Annotated in this window: 23 protein-coding genes; 9 read left to right on the forward strand and 14 right to left on the reverse strand. The window is 66.9% G+C overall.

Features of this window, described 5'->3' with window-relative positions:
* Positions 1 to 3 precede the first annotated feature (3 nt).
* Together ACYQ5L_RS39745 and ACYQ5L_RS39750 are read right to left on the reverse strand one after the other, a co-directional pair.
* A complete protein-coding gene (locus tag ACYQ5L_RS39745) occupies positions 4 to 591 on the reverse strand; it encodes a hypothetical protein (protein WP_459963867.1) in 588 nt (195 codons plus the stop codon).
* Positions 592 to 876: 285 nt separating this feature from the next.
* Positions 877 to 1221 carry a hypothetical protein gene (locus ACYQ5L_RS39750; RefSeq protein WP_459963868.1) on the reverse strand — a complete coding sequence of 115 codons (345 nt, stop codon included), beginning with the start codon at positions 1219 to 1221 and terminating at the stop codon, positions 877 to 879.
* A 247-nt stretch (positions 1222 to 1468) separates the two neighbouring features.
* Here ACYQ5L_RS39750 and dnaN point away from each other — a divergent pair, with 247 nt between their 5' ends.
* Complete coding sequence (gene dnaN, locus ACYQ5L_RS39755) at positions 1469 to 2653, forward strand: DNA polymerase III subunit beta (RefSeq protein WP_459963869.1); 1185 nt, start codon at positions 1469 to 1471, stop codon at positions 2651 to 2653.
* 123 nt (positions 2654 to 2776) lie between these two features.
* Positions 2777 to 3196 carry a hypothetical protein gene (locus ACYQ5L_RS39760; protein ID WP_459963870.1) on the forward strand — a complete coding sequence of 140 codons (420 nt, stop codon included), beginning with the start codon at positions 2777 to 2779 and terminating at the stop codon, positions 3194 to 3196.
* Between the two features lie 70 nt (positions 3197 to 3266).
* On the opposite strand, the gene ACYQ5L_RS39765 is transcribed toward ACYQ5L_RS39760, so the two are convergent.
* Together ACYQ5L_RS39765 and ACYQ5L_RS39770 are read right to left on the reverse strand one after the other, a co-directional pair.
* Positions 3267 to 3734: a hypothetical protein gene (locus tag ACYQ5L_RS39765; protein WP_459963871.1), complete on the reverse strand. Its 468-nt coding sequence runs from the start codon at positions 3732 to 3734 to the stop codon at positions 3267 to 3269.
* Positions 3731 to 3982, reverse strand: a complete 252-nt coding sequence (locus tag ACYQ5L_RS39770; RefSeq protein ID WP_459963873.1) for a hypothetical protein — start codon at positions 3980 to 3982, stop codon at positions 3731 to 3733. The genes ACYQ5L_RS39765 and ACYQ5L_RS39770 overlap by 4 nt, the downstream gene beginning before the upstream one ends.
* A gap of 204 nt (positions 3983 to 4186) precedes the next feature.
* Between ACYQ5L_RS39770 and ACYQ5L_RS39775 the strand changes: the two genes are divergently transcribed.
* The 3 genes from ACYQ5L_RS39775 (at position 4187) to ACYQ5L_RS39785 (ending at position 7492) form a co-directional block, all read left to right on the forward strand.
* Positions 4187 to 5683 carry a nuclease-related domain-containing protein gene (locus ACYQ5L_RS39775; protein ID WP_459963875.1) on the forward strand — a complete coding sequence of 499 codons (1497 nt, stop codon included), beginning with the start codon at positions 4187 to 4189 and terminating at the stop codon, positions 5681 to 5683.
* 722 nt (positions 5684 to 6405) lie between these two features.
* The gene (locus tag ACYQ5L_RS39780) at positions 6406 to 6693 is read left to right on the forward strand and encodes a hypothetical protein (RefSeq protein ID WP_459963877.1); all 288 of its coding nucleotides are present in this window, start codon (positions 6406 to 6408) and stop codon (positions 6691 to 6693) included.
* A gap of 238 nt (positions 6694 to 6931) precedes the next feature.
* The gene (locus ACYQ5L_RS39785) at positions 6932 to 7492 is read left to right on the forward strand and encodes a restriction endonuclease (protein WP_459963878.1); all 561 of its coding nucleotides are present in this window, start codon (positions 6932 to 6934) and stop codon (positions 7490 to 7492) included.
* 112 nt (positions 7493 to 7604) lie between these two features.
* Here ACYQ5L_RS39785 and ACYQ5L_RS39790 read toward each other — a convergent pair whose 3' ends face one another.
* Together ACYQ5L_RS39790 and ACYQ5L_RS39795 are read right to left on the reverse strand one after the other, a co-directional pair.
* Complete coding sequence (locus ACYQ5L_RS39790; protein WP_459963879.1) at positions 7605 to 8024, reverse strand: hypothetical protein; 420 nt, start codon at positions 8022 to 8024, stop codon at positions 7605 to 7607.
* A 10-nt stretch (positions 8025 to 8034) separates the two neighbouring features.
* Positions 8035 to 8832: an NYN domain-containing protein gene (locus ACYQ5L_RS39795; protein ID WP_459963880.1), complete on the reverse strand. Its 798-nt coding sequence runs from the start codon at positions 8830 to 8832 to the stop codon at positions 8035 to 8037.
* 222 nt (positions 8833 to 9054) lie between these two features.
* Between ACYQ5L_RS39795 and ACYQ5L_RS39800 the strand changes: the two genes are divergently transcribed.
* Both ACYQ5L_RS39800 and ACYQ5L_RS39805 read left to right on the forward strand, forming a co-directional pair.
* Complete coding sequence (locus ACYQ5L_RS39800) at positions 9055 to 9930, forward strand: hypothetical protein (protein ID WP_459963881.1); 876 nt, start codon at positions 9055 to 9057, stop codon at positions 9928 to 9930.
* A gap of 556 nt (positions 9931 to 10486) precedes the next feature.
* Complete coding sequence (locus ACYQ5L_RS39805; protein WP_459963882.1) at positions 10487 to 10789, forward strand: hypothetical protein; 303 nt, start codon at positions 10487 to 10489, stop codon at positions 10787 to 10789.
* A 279-nt stretch (positions 10790 to 11068) separates the two neighbouring features.
* Here ACYQ5L_RS39805 and ACYQ5L_RS39810 read toward each other — a convergent pair whose 3' ends face one another.
* The 3 genes from ACYQ5L_RS39810 to ACYQ5L_RS39820 all read right to left on the reverse strand — a co-directional run bounded on the left by ACYQ5L_RS39810 (position 11069) and on the right by ACYQ5L_RS39820 (position 13307).
* Positions 11069 to 12286, reverse strand: a complete 1218-nt coding sequence (locus ACYQ5L_RS39810) for an NYN domain-containing protein (protein ID WP_459963883.1) — start codon at positions 12284 to 12286, stop codon at positions 11069 to 11071.
* 113 nt (positions 12287 to 12399) lie between these two features.
* Positions 12400 to 12684 carry a helix-turn-helix domain-containing protein gene (locus ACYQ5L_RS39815; protein WP_459963884.1) on the reverse strand — a complete coding sequence of 95 codons (285 nt, stop codon included), beginning with the start codon at positions 12682 to 12684 and terminating at the stop codon, positions 12400 to 12402.
* Positions 12681 to 13307 (reverse strand): hypothetical protein, encoded by a 627-nt coding sequence (locus ACYQ5L_RS39820; protein ID WP_459963885.1) that lies wholly within the window; start codon positions 13305 to 13307, stop codon positions 12681 to 12683. Before ACYQ5L_RS39820 ends, ACYQ5L_RS39815 begins: the two co-directional genes overlap by 4 nt.
* A 271-nt stretch (positions 13308 to 13578) precedes the next feature.
* Here ACYQ5L_RS39820 and ACYQ5L_RS39825 point away from each other — a divergent pair, with 271 nt between their 5' ends.
* Positions 13579 to 14163, forward strand: coding sequence for a hypothetical protein (locus tag ACYQ5L_RS39825; RefSeq protein ID WP_459963886.1), 585 nt, complete (start codon positions 13579 to 13581; stop codon positions 14161 to 14163).
* Positions 14164 to 14282: 119 nt separating this feature from the next.
* On the opposite strand, the gene ACYQ5L_RS39830 is transcribed toward ACYQ5L_RS39825, so the two are convergent.
* The 5 genes from ACYQ5L_RS39830 to ACYQ5L_RS39850 form a co-directional block, all read right to left on the reverse strand.
* Entirely contained in the window at positions 14283 to 14468 is a 186-nt protein-coding gene (locus tag ACYQ5L_RS39830) for a hypothetical protein (RefSeq protein WP_459963888.1), read from the reverse strand.
* A 75-nt stretch (positions 14469 to 14543) separates the two neighbouring features.
* Complete coding sequence (gene ligA, locus ACYQ5L_RS39835; protein ID WP_459963889.1) at positions 14544 to 16637, reverse strand: NAD-dependent DNA ligase LigA; 2094 nt, start codon at positions 16635 to 16637, stop codon at positions 14544 to 14546.
* 61 nt (positions 16638 to 16698) lie between these two features.
* Positions 16699 to 17268: a hypothetical protein gene (locus ACYQ5L_RS39840; RefSeq protein ID WP_459963890.1), complete on the reverse strand. Its 570-nt coding sequence runs from the start codon at positions 17266 to 17268 to the stop codon at positions 16699 to 16701.
* Positions 17269 to 18037: 769 nt separating this feature from the next.
* Positions 18038 to 18520, reverse strand: a complete 483-nt coding sequence (locus ACYQ5L_RS39845) for a hypothetical protein (RefSeq protein WP_459963891.1) — start codon at positions 18518 to 18520, stop codon at positions 18038 to 18040.
* 268 nt (positions 18521 to 18788) lie between these two features.
* Positions 18789 to 19751, reverse strand: a complete 963-nt coding sequence (locus ACYQ5L_RS39850; protein WP_459963892.1) for a hypothetical protein — start codon at positions 19749 to 19751, stop codon at positions 18789 to 18791.
* 354 nt (positions 19752 to 20105) lie between these two features.
* Between ACYQ5L_RS39850 and ACYQ5L_RS39855 the strand changes: the two genes are divergently transcribed.
* Complete coding sequence (locus ACYQ5L_RS39855) at positions 20106 to 20564, forward strand: DNA-directed RNA polymerase subunit alpha C-terminal domain-containing protein (RefSeq protein WP_459963893.1); 459 nt, start codon at positions 20106 to 20108, stop codon at positions 20562 to 20564.
* The last annotated feature ends 15 nt before the right edge of the window (positions 20565 to 20579 follow it).

A 20579-nucleotide genomic window follows, 5' to 3' on the forward strand; every position in this document is an offset into this window, starting at 1 on the left:
AGATCATGCGGGAGCTTCGCCCCTGCCGCTGCCCGCCGGCACCGCAGGCCGAGGGTAGAGCAGATCCACCACGCAGATGACCAGCCACACCGCCGTGCAGGCGAGGTCGGCAACCGTGATCACCGCGGCCGACACCACCGACCGTATCGGATACCGCCAATGCATCTCGGGCAGTACCGAGCACACCACACCGGCTACGAGCACGGTCGCGGCCGTGTCCAGCGCCCCGGCCTCCACCAGCACCGCCATTCCATAGAGCGCCACCGGGATCGCATACACCGGGCGGCGCCCACGGACGCGAACATGATTGAGCGCCAACGACATCCCCGCCGCGATTGCGGCCACTATCACCACCGTGAGGACGCGCGACGGGTTGACCACCCAGTCGTGAGCGGCGGCGAACCACACCTGCCCCGACTCCCAGCCGAGCCCTCGCGCCCACCCGGCCAGGATCGACAACGGTGTCCCGTTGTCAGTCGGGACATCCAGCACGGCGGCCGCGGTGAGCAGACCCACCGCGCTGGAGCCGAGGAACACCAATCGGCCCGGAGCAACCGCCCCCACGACCTTCTCGATCAACGCAAGTTCCACGATCGAATTCCTTGGGCTGCAATGAATTGGATCGCCCATTGTGGATCGGGCGACGACGACACCCACGTCGCCACGCCGAGCTCGCTCACCGCGCTGCTCGATTACCGCGCAGCGGTCGGACCGGGGGCCACCGAGGCGGTCGATTACGGCGGCGGCAACGGGACTCTCGCCTGGCAAGGTCCCCGGTGTGTGTTCCGTGCCGGGTCCGGGACACGCGATTGAGCGCTCCGTTGGATACCGGCCGTCGCTTTCCCGGCCGGCCCCGGTCTCCAATCGGCGGGCGGGTCACTGTGCGCCTGGGCGTGATCCGTCGCCGGGGGTCCATTGTGTGGCGAGGCGTTCGGCGCGGTGGCGGGCGATGGCCGCCTCTGCGTTCTCTAGCGCGGCGAGGGCGCTGGAGGCGTCGGGGTGGTGGCCGGGGAGGGGGTTCCCGGATTCTCGCGGTAGCCAGTACCAGCCGTCGGCGTCGACGTCGGCGATCACGCTGGCGTAGTAGGTGCCGAACCGGTACCAGGTGCTGACCGAGCTGGTCCCCGTGGATCGGGGTGGATGCCAGCCGGGGCGTCCGGTGACGGCTTCGCGGAGTTCGGTGAGCAGGCCGTCGTGGTCGCGACGAGCGGATGTGGACATGGGGGTGCTTCCGGAGGTGCGGGAGCGAGGTGGTCGGCCTCGCCCGGGGAATGAAGAATGATCAGGATAGGTCTTTAAGCATCATCTTCCAAAGGTGCTATGCTGTCGGGGTCCACTGATGGGCGGGGCTGACCACCCTGTCCCGAATCGAGAAGCAGGCGTCCCTACGCACCCGACAACAGAGCGTCGGAGTCTGCGCAACAACACACTTCGGCTTCGATCGGCCGCAGCCCCAAGGAGGTGTCCGGTGACGCTCAAGCTCCGGATCGCACAGCACGACTTCGCCGACGCGGTCACCTGGGTTGCCCGCAGTATCCCGTCACGGCCGCCCATCCCCGTTCTCGGCGGCGTACTACTGACCGCGGACGACACGGGACTGACCGTGTCCGGGTTCGACTACGAGGTCTCCGCGCAGATGCGCACCGCCGCAGAGATACTCGGGCAAGGGCAAGCGCTCGTCTCCGGCCGCTTGCTCGCCAGCATCGTCAAGGCGCTGCCCAACAAGCCGGTCGAGGTCGATGCGAACGGCAACGGCGTGAACATCGCGTGCGGTACCGCGAAATTCGCCCTGCCCACCATGCCCGTCGAGGACTACCCGCAGCTTCCCGGCCTTCCCGAGCGCACCGGCTCCCTGCCGGGCGAACTGTTCGCCGAGGCGGTGGCCCAGACCGCCGTCGCTGCCGCCCACGACGACGCCCTGCCGATGCTCACCGGCATCCGCGCCGAGATCCAAGGACCTGTGGTGACCCTCGCCGCGACCGACCGTTTCCGGCTCGCGGTACGCCGCGTCGCCTGGACGCCGACCCGCAACGACCTGGACACCGCCGTACTCGTTCCTGCGAGCACGCTGCTCGACGCGGCCAAAACCTTCGCATCGGCGCCCGACGCCACCGTGGATGTCCTGCTCGGCGCCGATCAGTCAGCCACCCCCGAGGGACTGCTGGGACTCGTCGGCGGCACTCGCCGCATGACCACCCGCCTGCTGGATGCCGAATTCCCCAAATTCCGCAGTCTGCTGCCCGCCTCGTTCCCGACCACGGCGGCCACGGAAGTGGGTCCTCTCATAGAGGCGATCAAGCGAATCGCGCTGGTCTCCGACCGGGGCGCCCAGGTGCGACTGGAGTTCACTGCCGAGGGCCTGCGCCTGGTGGCCGGTGGTGACGACCTGGGCCGCGCCGAGGAACACCTCGAGGCGGACCTCCGAGGCGACGCGATCACCATCGCGTTTAACCCCGGCTACCTGATCGATGGCCTCCAAGCGCTGCGCCACGACCAGGTGCTGTTCGGCCTGACAGCGCCGACCCGGCCGGCGGTCCTGCACCCAGCGCCCGACCGCGATCTGGCCGTGGCGCAGAACGGGGCCTACCTCGCCCCCGACAGCGACTTCGTCTATCTGCTCATGCCGGTCCGGATCCCGGGCGAATCCCGGTGACACAGCTCTGTACTGGGCTGTGTCATCCCACCCGGACGAGAAGAGTCCGGCAGTGTTCCGGGTTGATGTCGGTGACGTCCGATAGCGTCACAGCATTCGACAGCCACCGCAGGAGCTTCCGCCATGGCGGGCAGCGCTGACTCTCCTCGCCGCGAATCAGTAGCGGCGGCTCAACGGTTGCGCTGGGCCGCCGTCGAGTGGGCTCGCGAGCAAGGCAGAGCGATACCGACCTTCCTCGCTGCTGGCGCACCCGAATTCGGTGTCGACCGCGTCTCGCGCGCCGCCGGCAACGCGCAGCGCCTGCTCCTGCTGCTCGCCATGACCTGTGAACTGCCCTCGGGCGATCTTCACGACTACAGCTACACCGACTGGGCGGACGTTCTCGGTATCACAGAAGGCGAAGCCGTCGAAGCCGCGGACATCCTCGCCTCCCTCGAACTGTCCTATCGCATCGGGGAACTCCGGCGTCCTGGCACCGATGCCGTTCTCTGCCTCCCGCACGACGAGCTGCACGCCCGCGTCGCTGTCACCTACAGCTGCTGATCACGCCCCAGCTCCCGGCCACGCTGCCGTTTTCACCCGATGCAGCCCAGCCGGGTTTCGATCGGGCGGCTCAATTACTGTGTGGCACACGCATTCCATGCTCGGAACCCGTCCCGGAGGAGGACGCGGCCGAGTGCAGCACGCGTTCGATGGTGGCAGCCACGCTGCGCTGTTCGGCTCGCGCGAGGATACGCAGTGTCGCGTCGAGGAGGACCGCATCCGGATCGTGAGGCACCCCGATGCGCGCGGTGCCTTTCACCCACAGCCTTCCCCCGACACCGGCGGCGTCAGGACTCCAGCCGTGGGCGCGGAGGTAGCTTTCCAGGTCCGATTTCCTTGGGATGCGTGATGTTTCGGACGCCGTGGTGCGTCGCCGCTCGGCACGCAGCTCGGCCAGCAGCGCCAGCAGTCCGCCGTCGGGCCCGAGGAAATCCCGGGCGCGGGTGCTGAGCCCAGAGGGGTAGGTGCCCGCCTCGTAGCTGTAGTGAATGGCTGCCGCGATCTCGTCGAATTCGGCGTCGGTGAGGCGAGGGTTCATCGGGGAACGCCCATCTGGTGGCCCTCGCTTGCGAAAGTGTCGGGGTCCAGTTCGGTGATCGCGTCCACGATGCTGTTGTAGAGATCGGACGGGACCAGCGAGTTCTCGGAAATGGCCTCCAGTGCTTGGGCGGGCGGCATGGTGCTCAGGCGCTCGGCGAGGTCGTTCTCGTCGTCGCACGCCCACTTCTGCGCCTCGGTGACGAGGGCGTCGTACAGGCTCGCTGCGATGCGCATGTTGTCGGACATGTTGGGCCTCCGCAAGGGTGAACGCGGTGGTCAGCCGCGCCATGAGTGGATCATTAAAGCATAGTGCCTAGCGAATATGGCCGCAATGGTGTGCCAGACGTCTCCGTGCCTGCGGCCCGTGCGAAGGATCGGCGCGGCACCGTCGCTGGCTCGCATGCCGTCGTGTGGCCCGCGCCGGCGGAAATCGGGTAGCGGTCCGAAGGCATGGCGCTGGAGGATGTGCCGGTGTACGAGCGTCGTGTGCCCTATCGTGAGTTCGCCCGCGCGGTTCGGCGATTTCATCGAGATCGGTTGCTGGACAAGGTCGCTGCTGCGAGTGCACAGGTACAGGCCAGGCGTGTGGCAGGGGCGCGGGAGCCGATGGTTTCGCCGCTGCAGCAGTTCACCGTCGCCGCGGTCGCGCGGACTGCGCTCGCGGAGTCGATGGTCTACCGGGCCGACACACCGGTCTCCGATCAGGAACTGATGCGGTTATGCCACATGGCGATCCAGGTGGACCATCCCGACATCCCCGACCAGGGGGTCCTGGCGGCGCCGGTGATGCGACGGCTGCTGGGCCGGTTGGCCTATCAGCAGCGGTTCTTCGAGCATGCCGAGCTGGAGGACCTGACGCGGACCCTGGCGCTGTTTGAGGACCATGATCCCGAACTGGCCGACATGCCCACCGCCGCACAATGGGAACAGGCGCTGGGAGTGTCGTTGCGGACCTACCTAATGGTGGCGTTCGTGGCGTTTGTCGGGTCCTGGCGCCACGGCGGACGACTCCCGAACGAGGCCATCGCCGCGGCCGCCGCGGTAGGCGCGTTCGGGCCGGGCGTCGATGCGGAGACCGCCACCAGGGTGATCGAGACCCACTTCGCCGCCGATCAGAGCGACCTGGCCCGCCGCGCCAAGGCCGCTGAGGCCGACCCGGTCGCGGCCGGACGCCAGCTGTGGCTGTCGAATCCGCTGCTGGCGGAGCCGATGATTCGCCGCCCGGACGGTTACCTGGTGCCGGTGGCACCGTACCTGCTGCACAAAGCCACTCCACTGGGCATGTACTTCACGGGAATCGCGGCCTTCGGCAACAAGTTCCCGCAAGCGGCCGGGGACTCGTTCGAGAAGCTGGTCGGCCGGCACCTGCGGCTGCTGGGTCCGCTGGGCGCCCGGGTCTATCCCGAGGTGCGATACGGGCACCAGAAGACGTTGACCTGCGATTGGCTGGTCGTGTTTCCACACATGGTGTTGCTGGTCGAAGCGAAGGGCATGCGGTCGATCGAACCCGCGCGCCTGGGTGATGAAGCCGGGCTGCAGACCCTCGCTGAGCGTGTCCAGAAGGCCCGTGACCAGATCGCCACCACCGCGAAACTGATCATCGATCGGATCCCCGAACTGGCCCACATTCCCGACGACCGCCCGATTCGCGGGCTCGTGGTGACCTTGGAGCCGCTGCACCTGGTCGATACCTACGTGTATGAGGACCTGCTCACCGACACGGCCGTGCCGACCGCCACCGCCAGTGCGCACATCTTCGAGCAGGTCCTGCCGACCTTGGCGGGCCTGGCCGATGGTGCCGCCAGGCTGCTCGAGGCACTCACCGCGAAACCGCCGACTCCTGTCGCGCTGTCGCGCGCTGTCGAGGACGTGGCGCCCGTGCGTAATCCGATCTCGATCAGTCTCTGGGACAACTGGGCTGCGGCCTTGCCGACTCCAGGCCACTGAGCGACCACATGGGGACGCCGGATTGGCGCTGAACTGACTCGACTCGGTCAAAGTGCTGGGCCATCTGATGGCTCACCCTTCGGCGGACCGGCGATGTCGCTGTCGAATGGTGTCACCGCCGCCGTCTGTGCCGCGGCCGCCGCAGATCTGGCAGCGGTAACCCGTTGGCCCACATCAGGTATCGAACCAGAGCGACCCGCAGTTGTTCGCGCAGGCTGTCGGGATCGATCCCCTGCGCGCGCAGGGCTTCGCGCTCGTCCCAGTCCATGCAGGAGGTTCGGCACGGGCTACAGGGTCTGGAGGGAAGGACGGGCCAGTGTCCGCGAACTGTCCGGCTGATCAGTGATCGGAGCCGAGTTCACCGAAGGTGACTCGATGGCGGCCAGACCCGAGCCGGGCCCACAATCGCCAACACCGGCCAGCAAGGCCCGTCGTCTTCTGGAGCGCAGGGAGCCGGGTACCCACCGATGGACAGAGCACGGGAGCGTACTCGGCATGGGCCGTGAGGCAGGCTCGATCGGTCGGCGCGCTATCCCGCATCGGCTCGTGCCGACTACCGGCTGCTGGGGGTCGCGCCAGAGCCATGTGCTCGGCGAGGAGGGGGGCGTAAACGGACATCTGCGCTGGTCACGAGCCCATTCTTGTCGGTGCCCCCTCGTAAAATAGCAAGTGCACTCGAGGGTTTCGCGACGCGAAGCCCGTTGGAGGAGAAGGGGAAGCTAATGTGCGCTACACAGGTCGTCGCCATCCGCCCGTTCACCCATTCGCTGACGAAAGCGACCCTGCCTGCGGGGAGGCCGCGCAGCTACTACATCACCCACTTTCGTCGTCTGAAGGCAATGCGATTGGCAATCGCCCTGCTGGATACCGGTACTCGTCGTGCGAGCCGGGCCGATGACACCCGCATCCGCCGGACGGCGGCGGCCATCGGGGTCCGGGAGCCGTCAGAGCAGACCTGCGATCTGGTGCGCCATTTGATCCGTGAGGGTCGCCGTGGTCAGTTGACCTGACTCTCAGCGAATGCGAATTCAGCGGCCCGTGTTGTCTGTCCTGACTGCGGGCCGCTTGTCGCCCCACTCGGTTTCCGGAAAGGGTGCTGGAGATGTCGGTGGGCTGACCTACCCGGCAATGAGACCATCTGTCCGTTGCGAGGCAACTAATCTCGCATATCGGTATCGGGGGATGATCATGGGGCGGCGGTATCGGCGGTCGCGTCGTCGGCAGGATTCGGCGGCGGCGATGGTGTTCATGGCAGGTATCGCGGGCGCGGTCGTCCTCTCACAAATCCGCCTGTCGATCGAGCCGGGGACCGTCGCGGCGCTGGTCGTCGGGGTCGTGGCTGTCGCGCTGGTCGTGGTGGCCGCGCGCATCCGCTATCTCCGCCGCATCCGCGCCCGCGACGACGCGCGGACCTTGGCGGCGCTGCGGCAGAACGCCCTTACTCCCACCGAATTCGAGCACGCGTTGGCGGCTCTGTGTCGTCGAGATGGATGTCGGGACGTGCGGGTGGTCGGCGGTTCCGGTGATCTCGGGGCTGATGTGCTGGCGCGCAGCCCGGAGGGTTTGCGGGTTGTGTTGCAGGCCAAGCGGTACCGCAACGGTTCCAAGGTCGGCAGCCAGGATGTTCAGTGCTTCGGCGGCACCTGTTTCACGATCCATCAGGCTGATGTGGCGGCCGTGGTGACGACCGCGCGAGCGTTCACTCCGCAGGCCCGCGCGTACGCCGAGGCGGCGGGAATCCGGCTGATGGACGCGCGGGCGTTGGCGGCCTGGGATTCGCAGACCGGTCCTGCCCCATGGCGGCTGTGAGAAGTTGTCCGGATACTCCGACGGGGCTTTCGTCGAGTTCGACCGTCACGAGCGCCTCGGTCATGGGCACCGATGCTGCCCTCAATCTGAATGAACTCCCCTGTTCTAGGGGCTAGTTGTCGAAGACGAAGAACGATGACTGGACCCGGAGGATGTTTCCGGGGTGCTCTCGCTCATAGCGTTGGAGGATCTCGGCGTACTTCTCGTGCTTGAACAGCCGCATGTTGGTGGGGTCCTCGTCGAGACCGCATTCGAGGGCTAGTTGCGCGCCGTCCCGCAGGGCAGAGTCTTGGTCGGGGTACACCCACACGTCGAGGCGTCCGCTACCGCTGTAGCCCTTGTGGGCGAGAGTCCACACGGCCGGACTGGTTTCGATCTCGACAGAACTGTCGGGATGGTATGCCTCCGAAGAGATCTCGTAACGGATGAACGCTGCGGCCTTCGTGCGGCTGCCCCGGCGGCGTCGGATGATCGACTTGTCATCGCCGATCGGGAGTGACGGCTGGGGTTCCGGATCGCGGCGATCGGTCACGTGGGGCACCCTATCGGCCCTGGGTTTGGTCGTCGGCCCTGGCGGCTGTGCCTTCCAGGACCTGATTGGTCGAATCATTTCGGCCGTGGCAGCGTACGTATACGACGGCGGGTTTTCCTGGGGCAGGTCGGCGCTGGCTGATCTCGAATGCTTCGAGCGCTTCGACCAAGGGTTTGAGCTTGATGTAGCCGTAGGTTCGGGTATCGAAGTCGGGTTGCTTTTTCGACAGGTAGTGGCCGACGGCTCCCATGTGTGCCCATCCATCCTCGTCCGAGGATGCCTCGACTGCGGCTGCCACCAGTTGTGCGAGTTCTGGACGGAGCATGGTCTCGGGGCGGTCGCGGACCGTGGTGAATGCGGATTGTGGTGCAGGAGCGAGGTTTTCGACGTAAACGAACTTGTCGCAGGCTGCGACGAACGGTCGTGGTGTTTTCCGTTCGCCCATTCCGAAGACGGTGAGTCCGGATTCACGCAACCGTGCGGCCAGCCGGGTGAAGTCCGAGTCGCTGCTCACCAGGCAGAATCCGTCGAATCGGCCCGAGTAGAGCAAGTCCATCGCGTCGATGATGAGAGCAGCGTCGGTGGCGTTGCGGCCGGTGGTCCACCGGAACTGCTGCACCGGCTGGATCGACAAGGTCAGCAGATGCGACTTCCAGCCGGTGAGGTTCGTGCTGGTCCAGTCACCATAGGCACGTTTGACGTGCGCTACGCCGTACTTCGCGATCTCGGCCAGCAGTGGCTCGGCCACCGTCGGCGATGCGTTGTCGGCATCGATCAGCACGGCCAGGCGCATCGAGTTTTCCGCCACGAGTGCTTCCTCCCCGTCGCTCGTTCGCGAGCACCATTCTCGCCGACCGCACCGCAGCAGGACCCCTGAACGGCGTCATGGCCGGCAAGGTTCGCGCTCGGTGGGGGCCGCGTCTTGCCCCTGCTCCACGGTGGTGCTCGCGGCCGATCCGGCGTGAGTTGTCGGGGGTTGGGGTCATACTCGATGTCGATGTCGGCCGATCGCCGAAGGGGGCTGGTTGGGATGCCGAAGTCCAAGGGACGCAAGGTAAAACACGGTAAGGGCTCGCCGCGGCGGCCGGGCGGGGGGCGTGCGGGGTATAGGCCCGGCCGGATCGGGTTGGATCCAGCGCTCATCGCGAAGCTGCTGGCGTCGGGGCCGCCGGACCAGGTGGTGGAGATGCTGCCGCCGCTGTTGTGGCTGCACCATTCGCGTGGATTCCCCGCGAATTTATGCGTGTCGGCGGCGTTGACGTTGCGGTTCGCGTTCGAGTGGATCGGCGTGCGGGCGCGGCCCACGCCGGTGGATCTGGTGATCAGTGATCAAGGCACTGGTCGCCGTGCTCGGTACGGTGAGGGCGAACCGCGGTGGGACGGGGAGCATTTCAGCGGGCATTGCGTGTTGTGGCTGCCGGGGTCGCGGCGGTGGATCGATACGACGGTGATGCAGTATCCGGAGGTCCGCGGGTCGGCGTATCCGCTGCCGGTGGTCGGCCGGATGGCTGATTCGTGGGGTGGCAGTGCTGTCGATCATGCCGAGCTGGCGGCGGGCCGGCTGACGGCGGGTACCCGGATGACGGTGCCGCGGGGGGAGCTGGTGCTGGAGTACACGGTTTGTGCGGATCCGGATGACATCGTCATGACGGCGTTGTCGCTGACGCCGGGGATGGAGGCCAGGCTGCGGAACACCGGCATCAACCTGATTGCCGGGGCGGTGGATTGGTGGCGCAAACCGGGTGTCGTTGCTCGCGTTCGTGACGCGCCCTACCCGCGGTTGCACGCGTTGTTGGATCTTGTCGGTGATGCGCCGATGATCGTGGACGAGTCGAACGGCGATTGCAGCTTCGAGGTGGCGCCGGCGAGGTTGGTGCGCGTCGACGAGCTTCTGCGCACCCAGTAGTCCGGCCTGCCGTCCGAATCGGCGAATGCCATGACCTTTCAGTCGGCGGCGGCTCGTGCGCACCCGCGGGTGATGGCGTCGGCGATTTCATCGAGGTGTCGTGCGGGCCCGGCGAGGTAGTCCGCCTCGTCGGCGTAGGGGTCGGTCATGGTCTGCACCGTAGAGGCCGAACGCATTGTGGCCGATCGGAAACGCTGGTGGTGAGGCGATTCAGCGCGGATCGTCCCGGGTGTAGGCGGGCTCGTGTGGGAGCGCGGATTACGACGTCGGGGGAGTGGAAGGTGTTCGCGCCCTTCGGTGTTGCCGATGCCCAGACCGCGGTTGGCCCCGCGCCGTGTCTATGAGGCCAAAGCGGCGCGATGGCTGTTGTCGTGGCGGAACTGTCTGTGCTGCCATGGGGGTGAAGGTTTGATAGTGGCGCGCCAGTTCGGGGCCAGCGCGGTCGGCGCGGTCGGCGCGCTCGGCTAAGGACGGGGCTCCTGCCGCGACGCCCGACGCGTAATCAGATGCGAGGCAAGAATGGGTTTGCGGTGCAGGGCGCGTGCACAATAGCGGCATGCTGTTCTACGCCGCGGCCGCGTTGCTGATGGTGGGTGCGATTTTGCAGATCGCTGCCAACCGGCTGGTAGATCGTGGCGCGGTCGGGCCCGGGGCGGCGGTCCGCATGTGGGCGTATGCAGTGCTCTTGCTGGCGGCCCCTGCGATGGCTGTCGGATCTCTGCTGAGCGAGCAGCCCGTCGTGCTCAAAGCGTTGGTCTGTGCATCGGACGTCCTGCTGCTGTGGATTTTGGTCGTAGCGCTGCGCCGGATGCCCCGGACGCGGTCGGGCGCGGAGGAGACATCGCCACATCGGCCCTGAGGCTGCTAGTGGTCGGCGGCGGGGAGTGCGATGCGGTGAGCGGATTCGATGGTGGTGAGGTCCATCGCTATGCGTTCTCACGCGGGGGGTTAGTAGCCGATTCGGGTCCAGCCGCCCACCGGTGGGTTGTCCAGGGCGAACTGCGGTCGCTTCGGTGGCAGGCCTGCGGCCTTGCGGCGTGCTCGGGTTGCGGCACCGCGCTTGGCGGCCTCGGAACACCGCTTCGTGGCGGTCACGCGGGCACGTGTTGCTGCTCGGCGGCCGAGTTCGGTCTTGATCTCACGGGCGAACTCGGATGAGCGTCTCTCCGGGCTTCGAGGTATCGCGGATGTCGAACTGTCCGGTGGCACGCACCAGGCCGGCCAGTTTGGGGAATCCGTAGTTGCTGGCGTCGAGGCTATTTTGTCGTTGCAGCAGGCTGCCTACTTCGCCTAGGTCGGCCCATCCGGCGGGGTCGGCTAGCTGGGACACGGCGTGTCGCAGGAGGTCGATGGGAAGGGCTTGTGTGAACGCTGTGGTCGCGGCTTCTCGGTCCTTGGGTCGCACGAAGCTTGTGTTCGGCCCCTTGCGTTTGCGTGCTGGTCCGCGCTGTTCCGACTCGAACAGGTCGGATCCCCACAGAAGTCCGCCGAACTTCTCGAAACCGTATGCGCGTGAGTCGAAGTCAGGGCGCTGGTTGTGGAAGTAGCTGGCGAGCCGGTCGTAGGGGGTCCAGCCGTCGCTGTCGGCGGTTGCAAGCGCAGCGACGTAGAGATCGGCGACGAGGCTCTCATCGTCCTGGATGCGCCGGGCGGTATGGGTCACGTCGTGGGGGCGGATGGTGATCGACAGGGTCGGTGCCGCGTCCCATCGCATTTCGAACATGGCGGTGGCCTCGACCAGTTCGACGAATGTCGCGTATCCGTACGTCCGAGGGTCGAAGTCCTTGTGCCGCTGGATGACTGCCTGTTCCATCCGCTCGATGTCGGACCATCGGTCCTGGTCGGAGGTCATGTCCGCGGCGGCGTGAAGAACCCGCACGAGCTGGTCGTGGTCGGCGAGCTGGGCTGCGGTGAGCGGTGGCGCGGGCAGCGGAGCGTCGTCGCCGGGCGCTGGCAGGGCGTCGACATAGAAGAAGCGATCACAGGAAGTGATCAAGGGCCGGGGGCTGTTTCTCTGACCGAACCCGAGCACACGAATGCTTGAGGCGCGCAGGCGCGCCGCCAAGGCGACGAAGTCCGAGTCCGAGGTCACGAGGGCTACACAGTCGACCTGGCCGGAGTGCAGCAGGTCCATCGCGTCGATGACCAGCGCGATGTCGGAACTGTTCTTGCGTGCCCGGGCCGTTTGGTGCACCGCCTTGATGGCGTGCTCGTCCAGCGCGTCTCGCCACCGGCTCTGGCTACTGTTGGACCAGTCTCCGTAGGCGCGGCGGATCGTCACCTCGCCGTGCTTGGCGGCTTCGGCGAGCACCGCGTCGATTCTGGTGGGGGCGATGTTCTCGGCGTCGATCAGCACCGCGACTCGGGTGCGTGGCGCGGGCTGGTGTCGGGGGTGCTCGGCCCGCCGCAGTAGACGGCTTACCCAGCCACCGGGCTGGTGCGTGGGCTGTGAGGTCGATCGGGCCCGCATCAGCGAGTCACCGCCGTGGCCGGAACCTCGTCCACCGTTGTGATGTGGGTGGAGGGCGGTCTGTAGAGCAGGAGTTCGCCGGGAGTGCATTCGAGCACCGCGCAGAGCTTGCTCAGCGCCGGGAAGCGGATTCCTCGTTTGTCACCGCGGCGCAGCGCGTACAGGTTGGCCTCGGAGATGCCGACACGGCGGGATAGTTCGGCCATGGTGATACCGCGCCGCTGACGCAACCGTTCGAGATCGACCTCGATGTGGTGTTCCTCGGGAGTGGGCGCCTCGGTCACAGGATCTCGTCCAGCTCGTTGCGCAATCGGACGCCGTGGCGAGCGACCGCGAGGTAGACGTCGACCGCCACCAGGGCGACGATGAGCAGCACCGGCACGATATCGGGGGTGAGGGAAACGGAGGAGCCGAACTGCCGGCTCAGCAGCCATTCGCACACGAGGGTCGAACCAGCCCACGCGAGTGCCGCAGCAGTACACCACCGTGCTGAAGCACGCAGCTCCGCAACGGTTTCCGTGTCGAACGCGCCGCGCGCCGCGCGCAGGTTGCCGAGGACCAGGCCGCCGGGAACGAGCAGCAGGGCCAGCAGGATCAGGCTCGGAGCGACACACTCGAGCCTCTGCGTCCAGTCGGCATCGGCGAGGCCGACCTGGATCTGCTCGACCTGCATGCCCTCGAGTTGAAAGTGGCGGTCGATCCGCACTGAAGGCCAGAAGACCGCCCGCACGAGGCCCTCGACCGCCAAGTACAGCATCGCCGCGATCGGCAGCAGCGTGCACAGAGGCCTCAGGTCGAGGTGGATGCCGTGGGTAGCCGGGTCCGCCGTGCGGGTCGGGTTGAAAACGATCCAGATCCTCCAGCTCGGCGCATACGCTCCGTCGCGGTCGAGGCGATCTATGCCCATGTTCAGTCGCTGTGGTCGCGCAGGGGAGGAGTCCGGCACCGAATCCTCTATCGATTTTCGATACATATCGGGAAACGATAGAGATAGTGGTCCGGCGAAACAAGCTATGAGGCCCGAACAGGCCCTGCGGGAGTGGATTCGGTCCCGCTCGCGGGGCGGGAACTTGTCGGTGCGCGCGGCTAGCGTGAATCCGGCGCTGTATCAGGCGCTTTCGGAATCGGTTGGGGACGCGCAGAGCGTGGATCTCAGTCTCTACGAAAGGAATTGGATCATGCGCGATTTGCAGGCGCTGGGGTTCATCAAGATGGTTACTCTTCCCGTAGTCACCATGGACGCGGTCCGCACGATCTGTTGGGAATTGAAGTTCTTCCCGGCGGAGTCCGTACCCGAGCCGGGGCCCTACGTGTACCAGCTTGTCGACGCCGACGAGTGCTGTCATTACCCGGGGTCGTCGGGACGGCAGGATGCAAGCCAGGTCCGGTTGATGCAGTATGCCAAGTTCACCCAGGCGCTGCGGGCGATGATCGAGGCGAAGGGGCTGAATCCGAACGTAACGCGGTTGTCGACGATCATCGACGCCGAGGAGTGGATCAGGTGGTCGCCGATCGTGCGGTATGTCTACCAGCGCGGGTTGACGGTGATGGCGGCTTCGGTCGCGGGGACCGGCGATTCGGCTCGGCAGTGGGAGGCGCGGCTGCAAGCGCTCGGCGGGGCCTTTACCGATGTGGAGTCGCTGCAGGGCGGGGCCGCGTGGGAAGCGAACTACGACACGCTGCGTGGTGAGGGCTACCGGTGGGTGCGCGATCGGCTCATGGAGTTGAGAGATCAGGGCGTATTCGCGGCCAGCACGCTGTAGCTGGATTCGTGTAGGGCACAAGCGATGCGGCGCATCGGAAACGGATTGCCCCGCATCGCTTACCGAATCAAGCACGTCGTGTCGATCGGAGAGCTTCCCGCCGCGGCGGATCGAGGTTTTCAGGCTGTGGCTGCGGCAATCACCAGGCACGATACGACCTGCGCCACGCTGACAGCGAAGCTAGCGCGCAAAAGACCCGGATAGCCGCAGTCGGCCCCGACCAAAAGCCGCGCCCCGGAGACAAACAAGAAGACGTAGCCGAGCGTGAGCAAAGCCCAGATCGCGGCGCTGTCGGTCGAGCTCATGGTCGGCCTCTCTTCGACTCTTGTCGGGCGAGGTGTGGGTTCTTGGCAAAGAATCTGCCAGAACCCACACCTCTTTCAGGCGATGTTGGCCTCGATCAGCAGGTTCCAGATTTCGGCTTGGTCGACGACGCGGACGCCGAGCTTCTCGGCTTTGGTCAGTTTGGCTGCGCCGACCCCGGCACCGGTGATGAGTATGTCTGTGGTGGCCGAGACCGAGGATGCTGCTGTGGCACCGGCTTTTTCGCACAGGCGCTGGAAGGCGGGGCGGGTGACCTTTTCCCCGGAGCGCGGGTCGCTGATCGCGCCGGTGATGACCACCGTCTTGCCGTTCAGCGGCGCCCCCGCCGCGACCACCGGGGGCAGATCCTCTTCCCGCACATCGAGCGACACTCCGGCCTGGCGCAACCGCTCAAGTTCGGGCCGAAGTCGGGTCAGGTGGGTGACGAGGGAGGCGGCGACCTTCGCACCGACGTCGTCGACGGCGACGAGCCGGTCCTCGCCGGCGGCGGCGACCTCCTCGAGGGAGGTGAATCCAGCGCGGGCCAGTCGGGCGGCGGTGCCTTCCGACGCCATCGGGATTGCGAGCCCGATGAGCGCACGGCGCAGCCCGACGCCGCGGCTGACGTCGATGGAGTCGATCATGCGCTGCGCGGATACCTCGCCGACGCGGTCGAACTCGAGCAGGCGTTCTTTGGTCAGGGTGTAGAAGTCCGAGGGCTGTTCCAGGATGCCGGCCTCTGCGAGACGCTCGATCCAGACCGGGCCGATGGCGTCGATGTCGGCTGCGGCCCGGGAGGCCCAGTGGATGAGCCGACGCACCGTCTGGGCGGGACAGGAAACGTTGGTGCAGAACAGTTCTCGGCTGTTGCCCTGCTCGGTGACCGGCTGCCCGCACGACGGGCAGACGGTGGGGGCGACGATGTCGATCTCGGTGCCGGTGCGGGCGGCGGCGTCGAGGACGCCCGCGACGAAGGGAATGACGTCGCCGGCACGGCGCACGAGCACGGTGTCGCCGACTTTGATGTCGCGGCCGCGGATTACTTCCTGGTTGGCCAGGGTGGCCTTCGTGACGGTGGTGCCGCCGACGAAGACCGGCTCCAGCCAGGCAACCGGGACGATCTTGCCGGTTTTGCCGACGTCCCAGATGACTTCGCGCAGCAGGGTGGTTTTCTCCTCGGCGGCGAATTTGAAGGCGAGTGCGCCGCGGGGGGAGTTGGAGCGGGTGCCCGCGGCGGCGTAGGCGTCGCGGTTGGCCAGGCGCAGGACCGCACCGTCGAGGTCGTAATCGAGTGTGGCGCGGCTGTTTTCGATGGCGGTGATGGCGGCCTGGGCCTGGTCGGCGTCGGCGCAGTGCGTCATCGTGGCCCCGGCGAACCCGAGGGCGCGCAGCCCGTCTTCGAGATCGACCGCGGTATCGCCGCCAGTGGTGTCGAGGTCGAAGCCGTAGAACTGCAGGCGGCGTTCGGCGACGGTGGCGGGGTCCTTGGCACGCAGGGTGCCGGCGGCGGCATTGCGCGGGTTGATCAGCGGTTTGTCAGGGTGGGCGGTGTTGTAGGCAGAAAAGGTGGAGCGCAGCATCACGGCCTCGCCACGCACCTCCACGCGCTCGATCGCCTCGATGCGAGCGGGGACACCGTCGACGAGCGCCCGCACCAGCGGTGTGACGTCGTCGCCGGTGGTGCCGTCGCCGCGGGTGACCGCGCGGGCCAGGCGGCCGTTCTCATAGACCAGCGACAGCGACAGGCCGTCAAGTTTGGGCATGACAATGACCGGCTGACCGGGGAAGCGGGCGAAGAAGGCCGCGACCTGTTCAGGGGTGGTCGACTTCTCGAGCGAGAGCATGGGGCGGGCGTGGCGGACCGGAGCGTGCAAGATGCCAGGGGCGCCGACCTGGTCGAGCGGGTTCGGGTCCGGCGCGAGGCTGGGGTGGGCATCGACGAGGGCGCGCAGCTCGTCTTCGACGGCGTCGTAGTCGGCGTCAGCGACCAGAGGCGCGCCCTCGTAGTAGGCGCTACGCAGCGCCATGATGCGCTCGGCCAGCTCTTGGATACGTTCCCGGGTTTCCACGGTGTCGGACGCTACCGACGCCCACTGACAGTCCTGGGATGTGGCGATGCTGTGGTCCGCCCCCAGATCGAGTTCGGCAGGGCAGGTGTTGTTGTCAGTCATGGGTTCTCCGATGGTCGTGAGAGGGGTCGAGGCGCTGGACACCGGACGTGTCCGGGGTGTGTCAGCCGACACAGTCTTCGTCGGTCCAGCCGCCCGCAGGGGCGTTGTCCAGGGCGAATCGCTGTCGTTTCGGGGGAAGGCCCGCAGCCTTGCGGCGTGCTCGGGTGAGAGCACCGCGCTTGCCGGCATCGGATCGCCGCGCCGCGACGGCCTCACGGGAGCGTTGGGCCGCGCGGTGGCCGAGTTCTGTCTTGATCTGGCGGTGACGGGGGGTGAGCGAGGGCGAGCCGACTGCCCGGCGCGCGGATTCGAGCTCGGCATCCTCAGCACGCAACGCGTCCAGGGTCATCGTGTGGAGCGGAGGGGCCTGCGTGACAACAGGTTTCGCGGGCGTGGGTTCGGGCGTCGGGTCGAGGTCGGGAATGGTGCCGCCGAGCGCGAGGATGCGTGACTCGAGATCGCGGAGTTGCTGGCTGTACTTCGCGGCTCGGCGGAGCGCGGCGTCGGTGCGGCGCTTACCTTGTTTGCCGCGACCGCCTCGCGGGGTGTGGAAGTTCGCGATGGCGGCCGCAGCAACGGATCGATACTGCGTGATGAGGTCGGGAAGGGTGTCGCGCGTCGTTGCGGTCATCACCGGTCCTTGGGCTGGTGGAGCAGGGTGGTCAGCCATGCTCATTGATAGATGCTTATAGCATAGTGCATAAGGAATTGTTCTACCACTTGGTGATGTGGCAGATTCGCCGGTACCTGATCGCTGACGTGATTGTCCTTCGTCAACCAATCTGAGGCATGGACAGATCGCTGAACTGCGTGCCTCAGATCGATTGTCAGCCAACACACCCGAGAGAGTGGCGGTGTCTGCCATTGAATCTGAGGCAACCCGCGCCAGCCGCCAGCCCTTCCTGGGCCGCCGCTCGTGAAAACGCGCTGGTGAACCGTTCTAGTGCGTTCGGGTGCCTCATGTTGGTGGCAGAGGTGCTCGCGTACCTCGGAATCGATGGCAATACCTCGGATCTGCTGGCGGAGGACATCTGCCAGCGGAGGACAAGTGATGCCGAGAAACAATGTCCGGACTCTTGTACAGCAACCGACCAGCTGTGCCATTCGCTGACCGGGCGTGCCGTCCGGTGCTGCGAATTCGACGGTTGCGCTCCGGTAGGTGACACTCGTTGAGACCCGGCAGTTATTGGCTGCTGGGGATGGGTCCGGGCCACGTGTACTGCGCTGGCAGCGGCACCGCGCGCGAGACTGCACCCCTTTAGGCGGTATCGGCGGCGAACGCAGACTCCCGTCGGTACGGCCCGCGTCTGCGCCGGTGCCCAGCAGGTGCGCCGAGCATCTGTGATGTCCGGGGGCAGGACGGTCCGGCGCGCCAACTCCGCGGTGCCCGGACCGTCCTGTTAGTCCGCACCAGCGGCACAGTCCAATTCGCGCGACCGCGACGGGGTAGCGGCAGTCGCGTAGCGGGTGTAGGCGGCTTTGATCTTCTCCACGCCGCGCTGTCCGATGCCGCGGATGTCCATGAGCTCGTCGTCGGGCAGCGCGAGGAGTTCAGCGGTGGTGCAGATGTCGCGGAAGTAGAGCGCGCGTCGGTAGCGCAGGGGGACCCATTCCAGGTCGCGGGTGCTGTCCTCGGCGCTTTCGTTGGGGGTGACGATGGTGTCGTGGAGCGCGGCGGCGAGGAGCCGGGACGGGGTTGGGAGGGCGGTGATCGGGTTGCCGGTGGCCCGGGCGGTGACTTCGGCGAGCATCCAGGCATCGCCACCGCGGCCGGCGGGCCGGACCAGGGTGACCTCGTAGTCGTTACCCGGGAAGTCGGGTAATCGGATGACCCGCTCCCGGGTTTCGACCGGAATGTCTGGCGGGTTGCCGGTAGAGCTCACGGTCGTGATGCTGCCATCGACTGGGTGGGCGTATGCGGCAATTCGGGCATTTGCTCAGTTCGCGGTTCCATGGCGACGTGAGCACAGGGTGGGATCCGGCCAGTGTCTGTCCTGCCTCTGACGCGTTCGGGCGCGGCGGCGTCCCATTCTCGGACGACGGGAACGGGACACCGCTGCTCTGGTTTGCCCTTGGGGCTGACCTACCGGCGCAGCATGCCGAACATGATGTGCGCCAACGAGCGACCGGCCACGCGGCCGAGGGCGGCGGTCATGGACGTGTCCCGCGGATGGTGGCGTGCCGGTAGCCCAGGAGGTGTTCGAGGAAGGGGTGGCCGGTGTCGCGGTGGAGTTCGGTGAGGAAGTCGGTGTCGGTGGCGTGGTTGCCGTCGGCACGGGGTGTGAGCGAGAGTTCGTCGTAGAGCACCGCTTGCAGGTGTGTGATGGAACCGAGATCGATGCTGCGGCCGATGATTCGGTAGGCGGCGTTCTGTTCGCTGACCGCGAGCAGGCGGGCGATCTGGTCGATGGTGAGCATGCGGTGGTGGTGGGCTTGGAGCAGGTGCAGCCAGAGGGTGGTGTTGCCGTAGTCGGTGTCAGGGTCGAGGCGGGCCGGGGGCAGCGGGGTGAGCGCCACGCGCGCGAGTAGGGGGTCGAGGTCACCGGCGGCGGCCGCGGTGACCTCGTCGGTGAGGTCGACGGGGGTGAGGAGTTTTTCGTGGCGGCCGAGGGTGATGAGTCCTTCGTAGGCGCGCATGCGGATGGTGTCGAGGATGTCGAGCGGTGTGGGGACCAGGACGCCGATGTCGTGGAGTTCGGGCGGGGTGTGGTCGGGTGCGTCGGTGCCCAGATGTTTGATGCAGCGTTGACGCACGTAGGTCTTGGCGAGGCGTTCGGCGGTGCCGTAGCGGTCGAGCCAGAAGGTGGTGCGTGATTCCCAGTCGAGGCGGTAGCGGCCGTGGTGATCCCACTTGGCGACTTGCCCGTAGATCTCGATGGGGTTGCGGCAGCGGGCACCGCGCACGGTGGTCGCGACACAGCGCAGGTCCATGAGGTCACTGTCGAGGCGATATTGGCGGCCGTTGATGACCAGGACGGTGCCGTCGATGGCATCCTCGGCGGAAGGCGTTGGCGCGCTGGCGTTCTGGGTGCTGCGTGCGGCGGTGGTGTAGTTGGTGGCGCGGGCGGCCATGCGCGTGCGGGTGCGCTTCTTCTTGCGGGATTTGCGCGTCATCTCGAGGCTCGATTCCAGGCGGAGTCCCGCGTCCTCGGCCGTGGTCGGGTCGAGAGGGAGTGTGCGCGATCCTCCCGAAGGGGCGGACCTTGTCCTCGGCACCGGTGGGTACGCGGGTCCCTGTCGGCTCGGAGCGGGGCAGGCGCGCTGCCGCCGTCCACGGTATCACTGCGTCGCGGCGGTGAGCGCATACGTGGCGGATCGAATTGGAGTGGGCGCGGGACGGTTTCGAGCCCGGTAAACCGCACTGAGTGGTCAAGGGTGTTGCATTCGGCGCGCCGGTCACGATCATGTTCTTCGAGCACGAGGGGGAGAGCAGCAGCAGTGACAGCACGACCATCAGGTGGCCGGCGTGTGTCGGAACCGTCTCGCAGGATCGAGATCGAGGAGCGTACGCGGACTTTCCAACTGCCGGATCGGCCGAATGCGATCTATCGCGCCAGCGCGATCCGGGTGCCGGGTGGCCCCTGGACTCTGGCCGAGGTCACGGTCACCGCTCGCGACGGGCAGTTGTCCCCGATGGATGTAAACATCGGCCCGACCAGGCTGGCCTATTACGCGGTCAACGGGCACGAGAAGACCCACGACGACGATATCCCGGGTCTGGAAGGTCTGCCGGTGCGGCTGCGGAACCTGTTGCGCCGCCACGGGCTTCACACCGCGGCGGATGTTTTCGCGCGGACTGATGCTGAGTTGGCCGCGATCGAGCATATCGGCGGTGCCTCGCTGGAGCTGCTGCGTGCGGCACGTGTCCGGCACGCTCCTGCCCGGCCACCGCGGGACCTGGTGGATCTGGACGACTCAGCGACGTGAATCGCAGTGCTGGCC

This window comes from Nocardia sp. IFM 10818, assembly GCF_054655275.1.

Excerpts from the sequence above, each read along its gene's own strand:
- ACYQ5L_RS39825 (WP_459963886.1), top strand. The coding sequence starts at position 13,579 with ATGCGCGATTTGCAGGCGCTGGGGTTCATCAAGATGGTTACTCTTCCC.
- ACYQ5L_RS39840 (WP_459963890.1), bottom strand. The coding sequence starts at position 17,268 with ATGACCGCAACGACGCGCGACACCCTTCCCGACCTCATCACGCAGTAT.
- ACYQ5L_RS39770 (WP_459963873.1), bottom strand. The coding sequence starts at position 3,982 with ATGTCCGACAACATGCGCATCGCAGCGAGCCTGTACGACGCCCTCGTC.
- ACYQ5L_RS39760 (WP_459963870.1), top strand. The coding sequence starts at position 2,777 with ATGGCGGGCAGCGCTGACTCTCCTCGCCGCGAATCAGTAGCGGCGGCT.
- ACYQ5L_RS39775 (WP_459963875.1), top strand. The coding sequence starts at position 4,187 with ATGGCGCTGGAGGATGTGCCGGTGTACGAGCGTCGTGTGCCCTATCGT.
- ACYQ5L_RS39820 (WP_459963885.1), bottom strand. The coding sequence starts at position 13,307 with ATGGGCATAGATCGCCTCGACCGCGACGGAGCGTATGCGCCGAGCTGG.
- ACYQ5L_RS39805 (WP_459963882.1), top strand. The coding sequence starts at position 10,487 with ATGCTGTTCTACGCCGCGGCCGCGTTGCTGATGGTGGGTGCGATTTTG.
- ACYQ5L_RS39850 (WP_459963892.1), bottom strand. The coding sequence starts at position 19,751 with ATGACGCGCAAATCCCGCAAGAAGAAGCGCACCCGCACGCGCATGGCC.
- ACYQ5L_RS39765 (WP_459963871.1), bottom strand. The coding sequence starts at position 3,734 with ATGAACCCTCGCCTCACCGACGCCGAATTCGACGAGATCGCGGCAGCC.
- ACYQ5L_RS39780 (WP_459963877.1), top strand. The coding sequence starts at position 6,406 with ATGTGCGCTACACAGGTCGTCGCCATCCGCCCGTTCACCCATTCGCTG.
- ACYQ5L_RS39750 (WP_459963868.1), bottom strand. The coding sequence starts at position 1,221 with ATGTCCACATCCGCTCGTCGCGACCACGACGGCCTGCTCACCGAACTC.
- ACYQ5L_RS39800 (WP_459963881.1), top strand. The coding sequence starts at position 9,055 with ATGCCGAAGTCCAAGGGACGCAAGGTAAAACACGGTAAGGGCTCGCCG.
- ACYQ5L_RS39785 (WP_459963878.1), top strand. The coding sequence starts at position 6,932 with ATGGCAGGTATCGCGGGCGCGGTCGTCCTCTCACAAATCCGCCTGTCG.
- ACYQ5L_RS39830 (WP_459963888.1), bottom strand. The coding sequence starts at position 14,468 with ATGAGCTCGACCGACAGCGCCGCGATCTGGGCTTTGCTCACGCTCGGC.
- ligA (WP_459963889.1), bottom strand. The coding sequence starts at position 16,637 with ATGACTGACAACAACACCTGCCCTGCCGAACTCGATCTGGGGGCGGAC.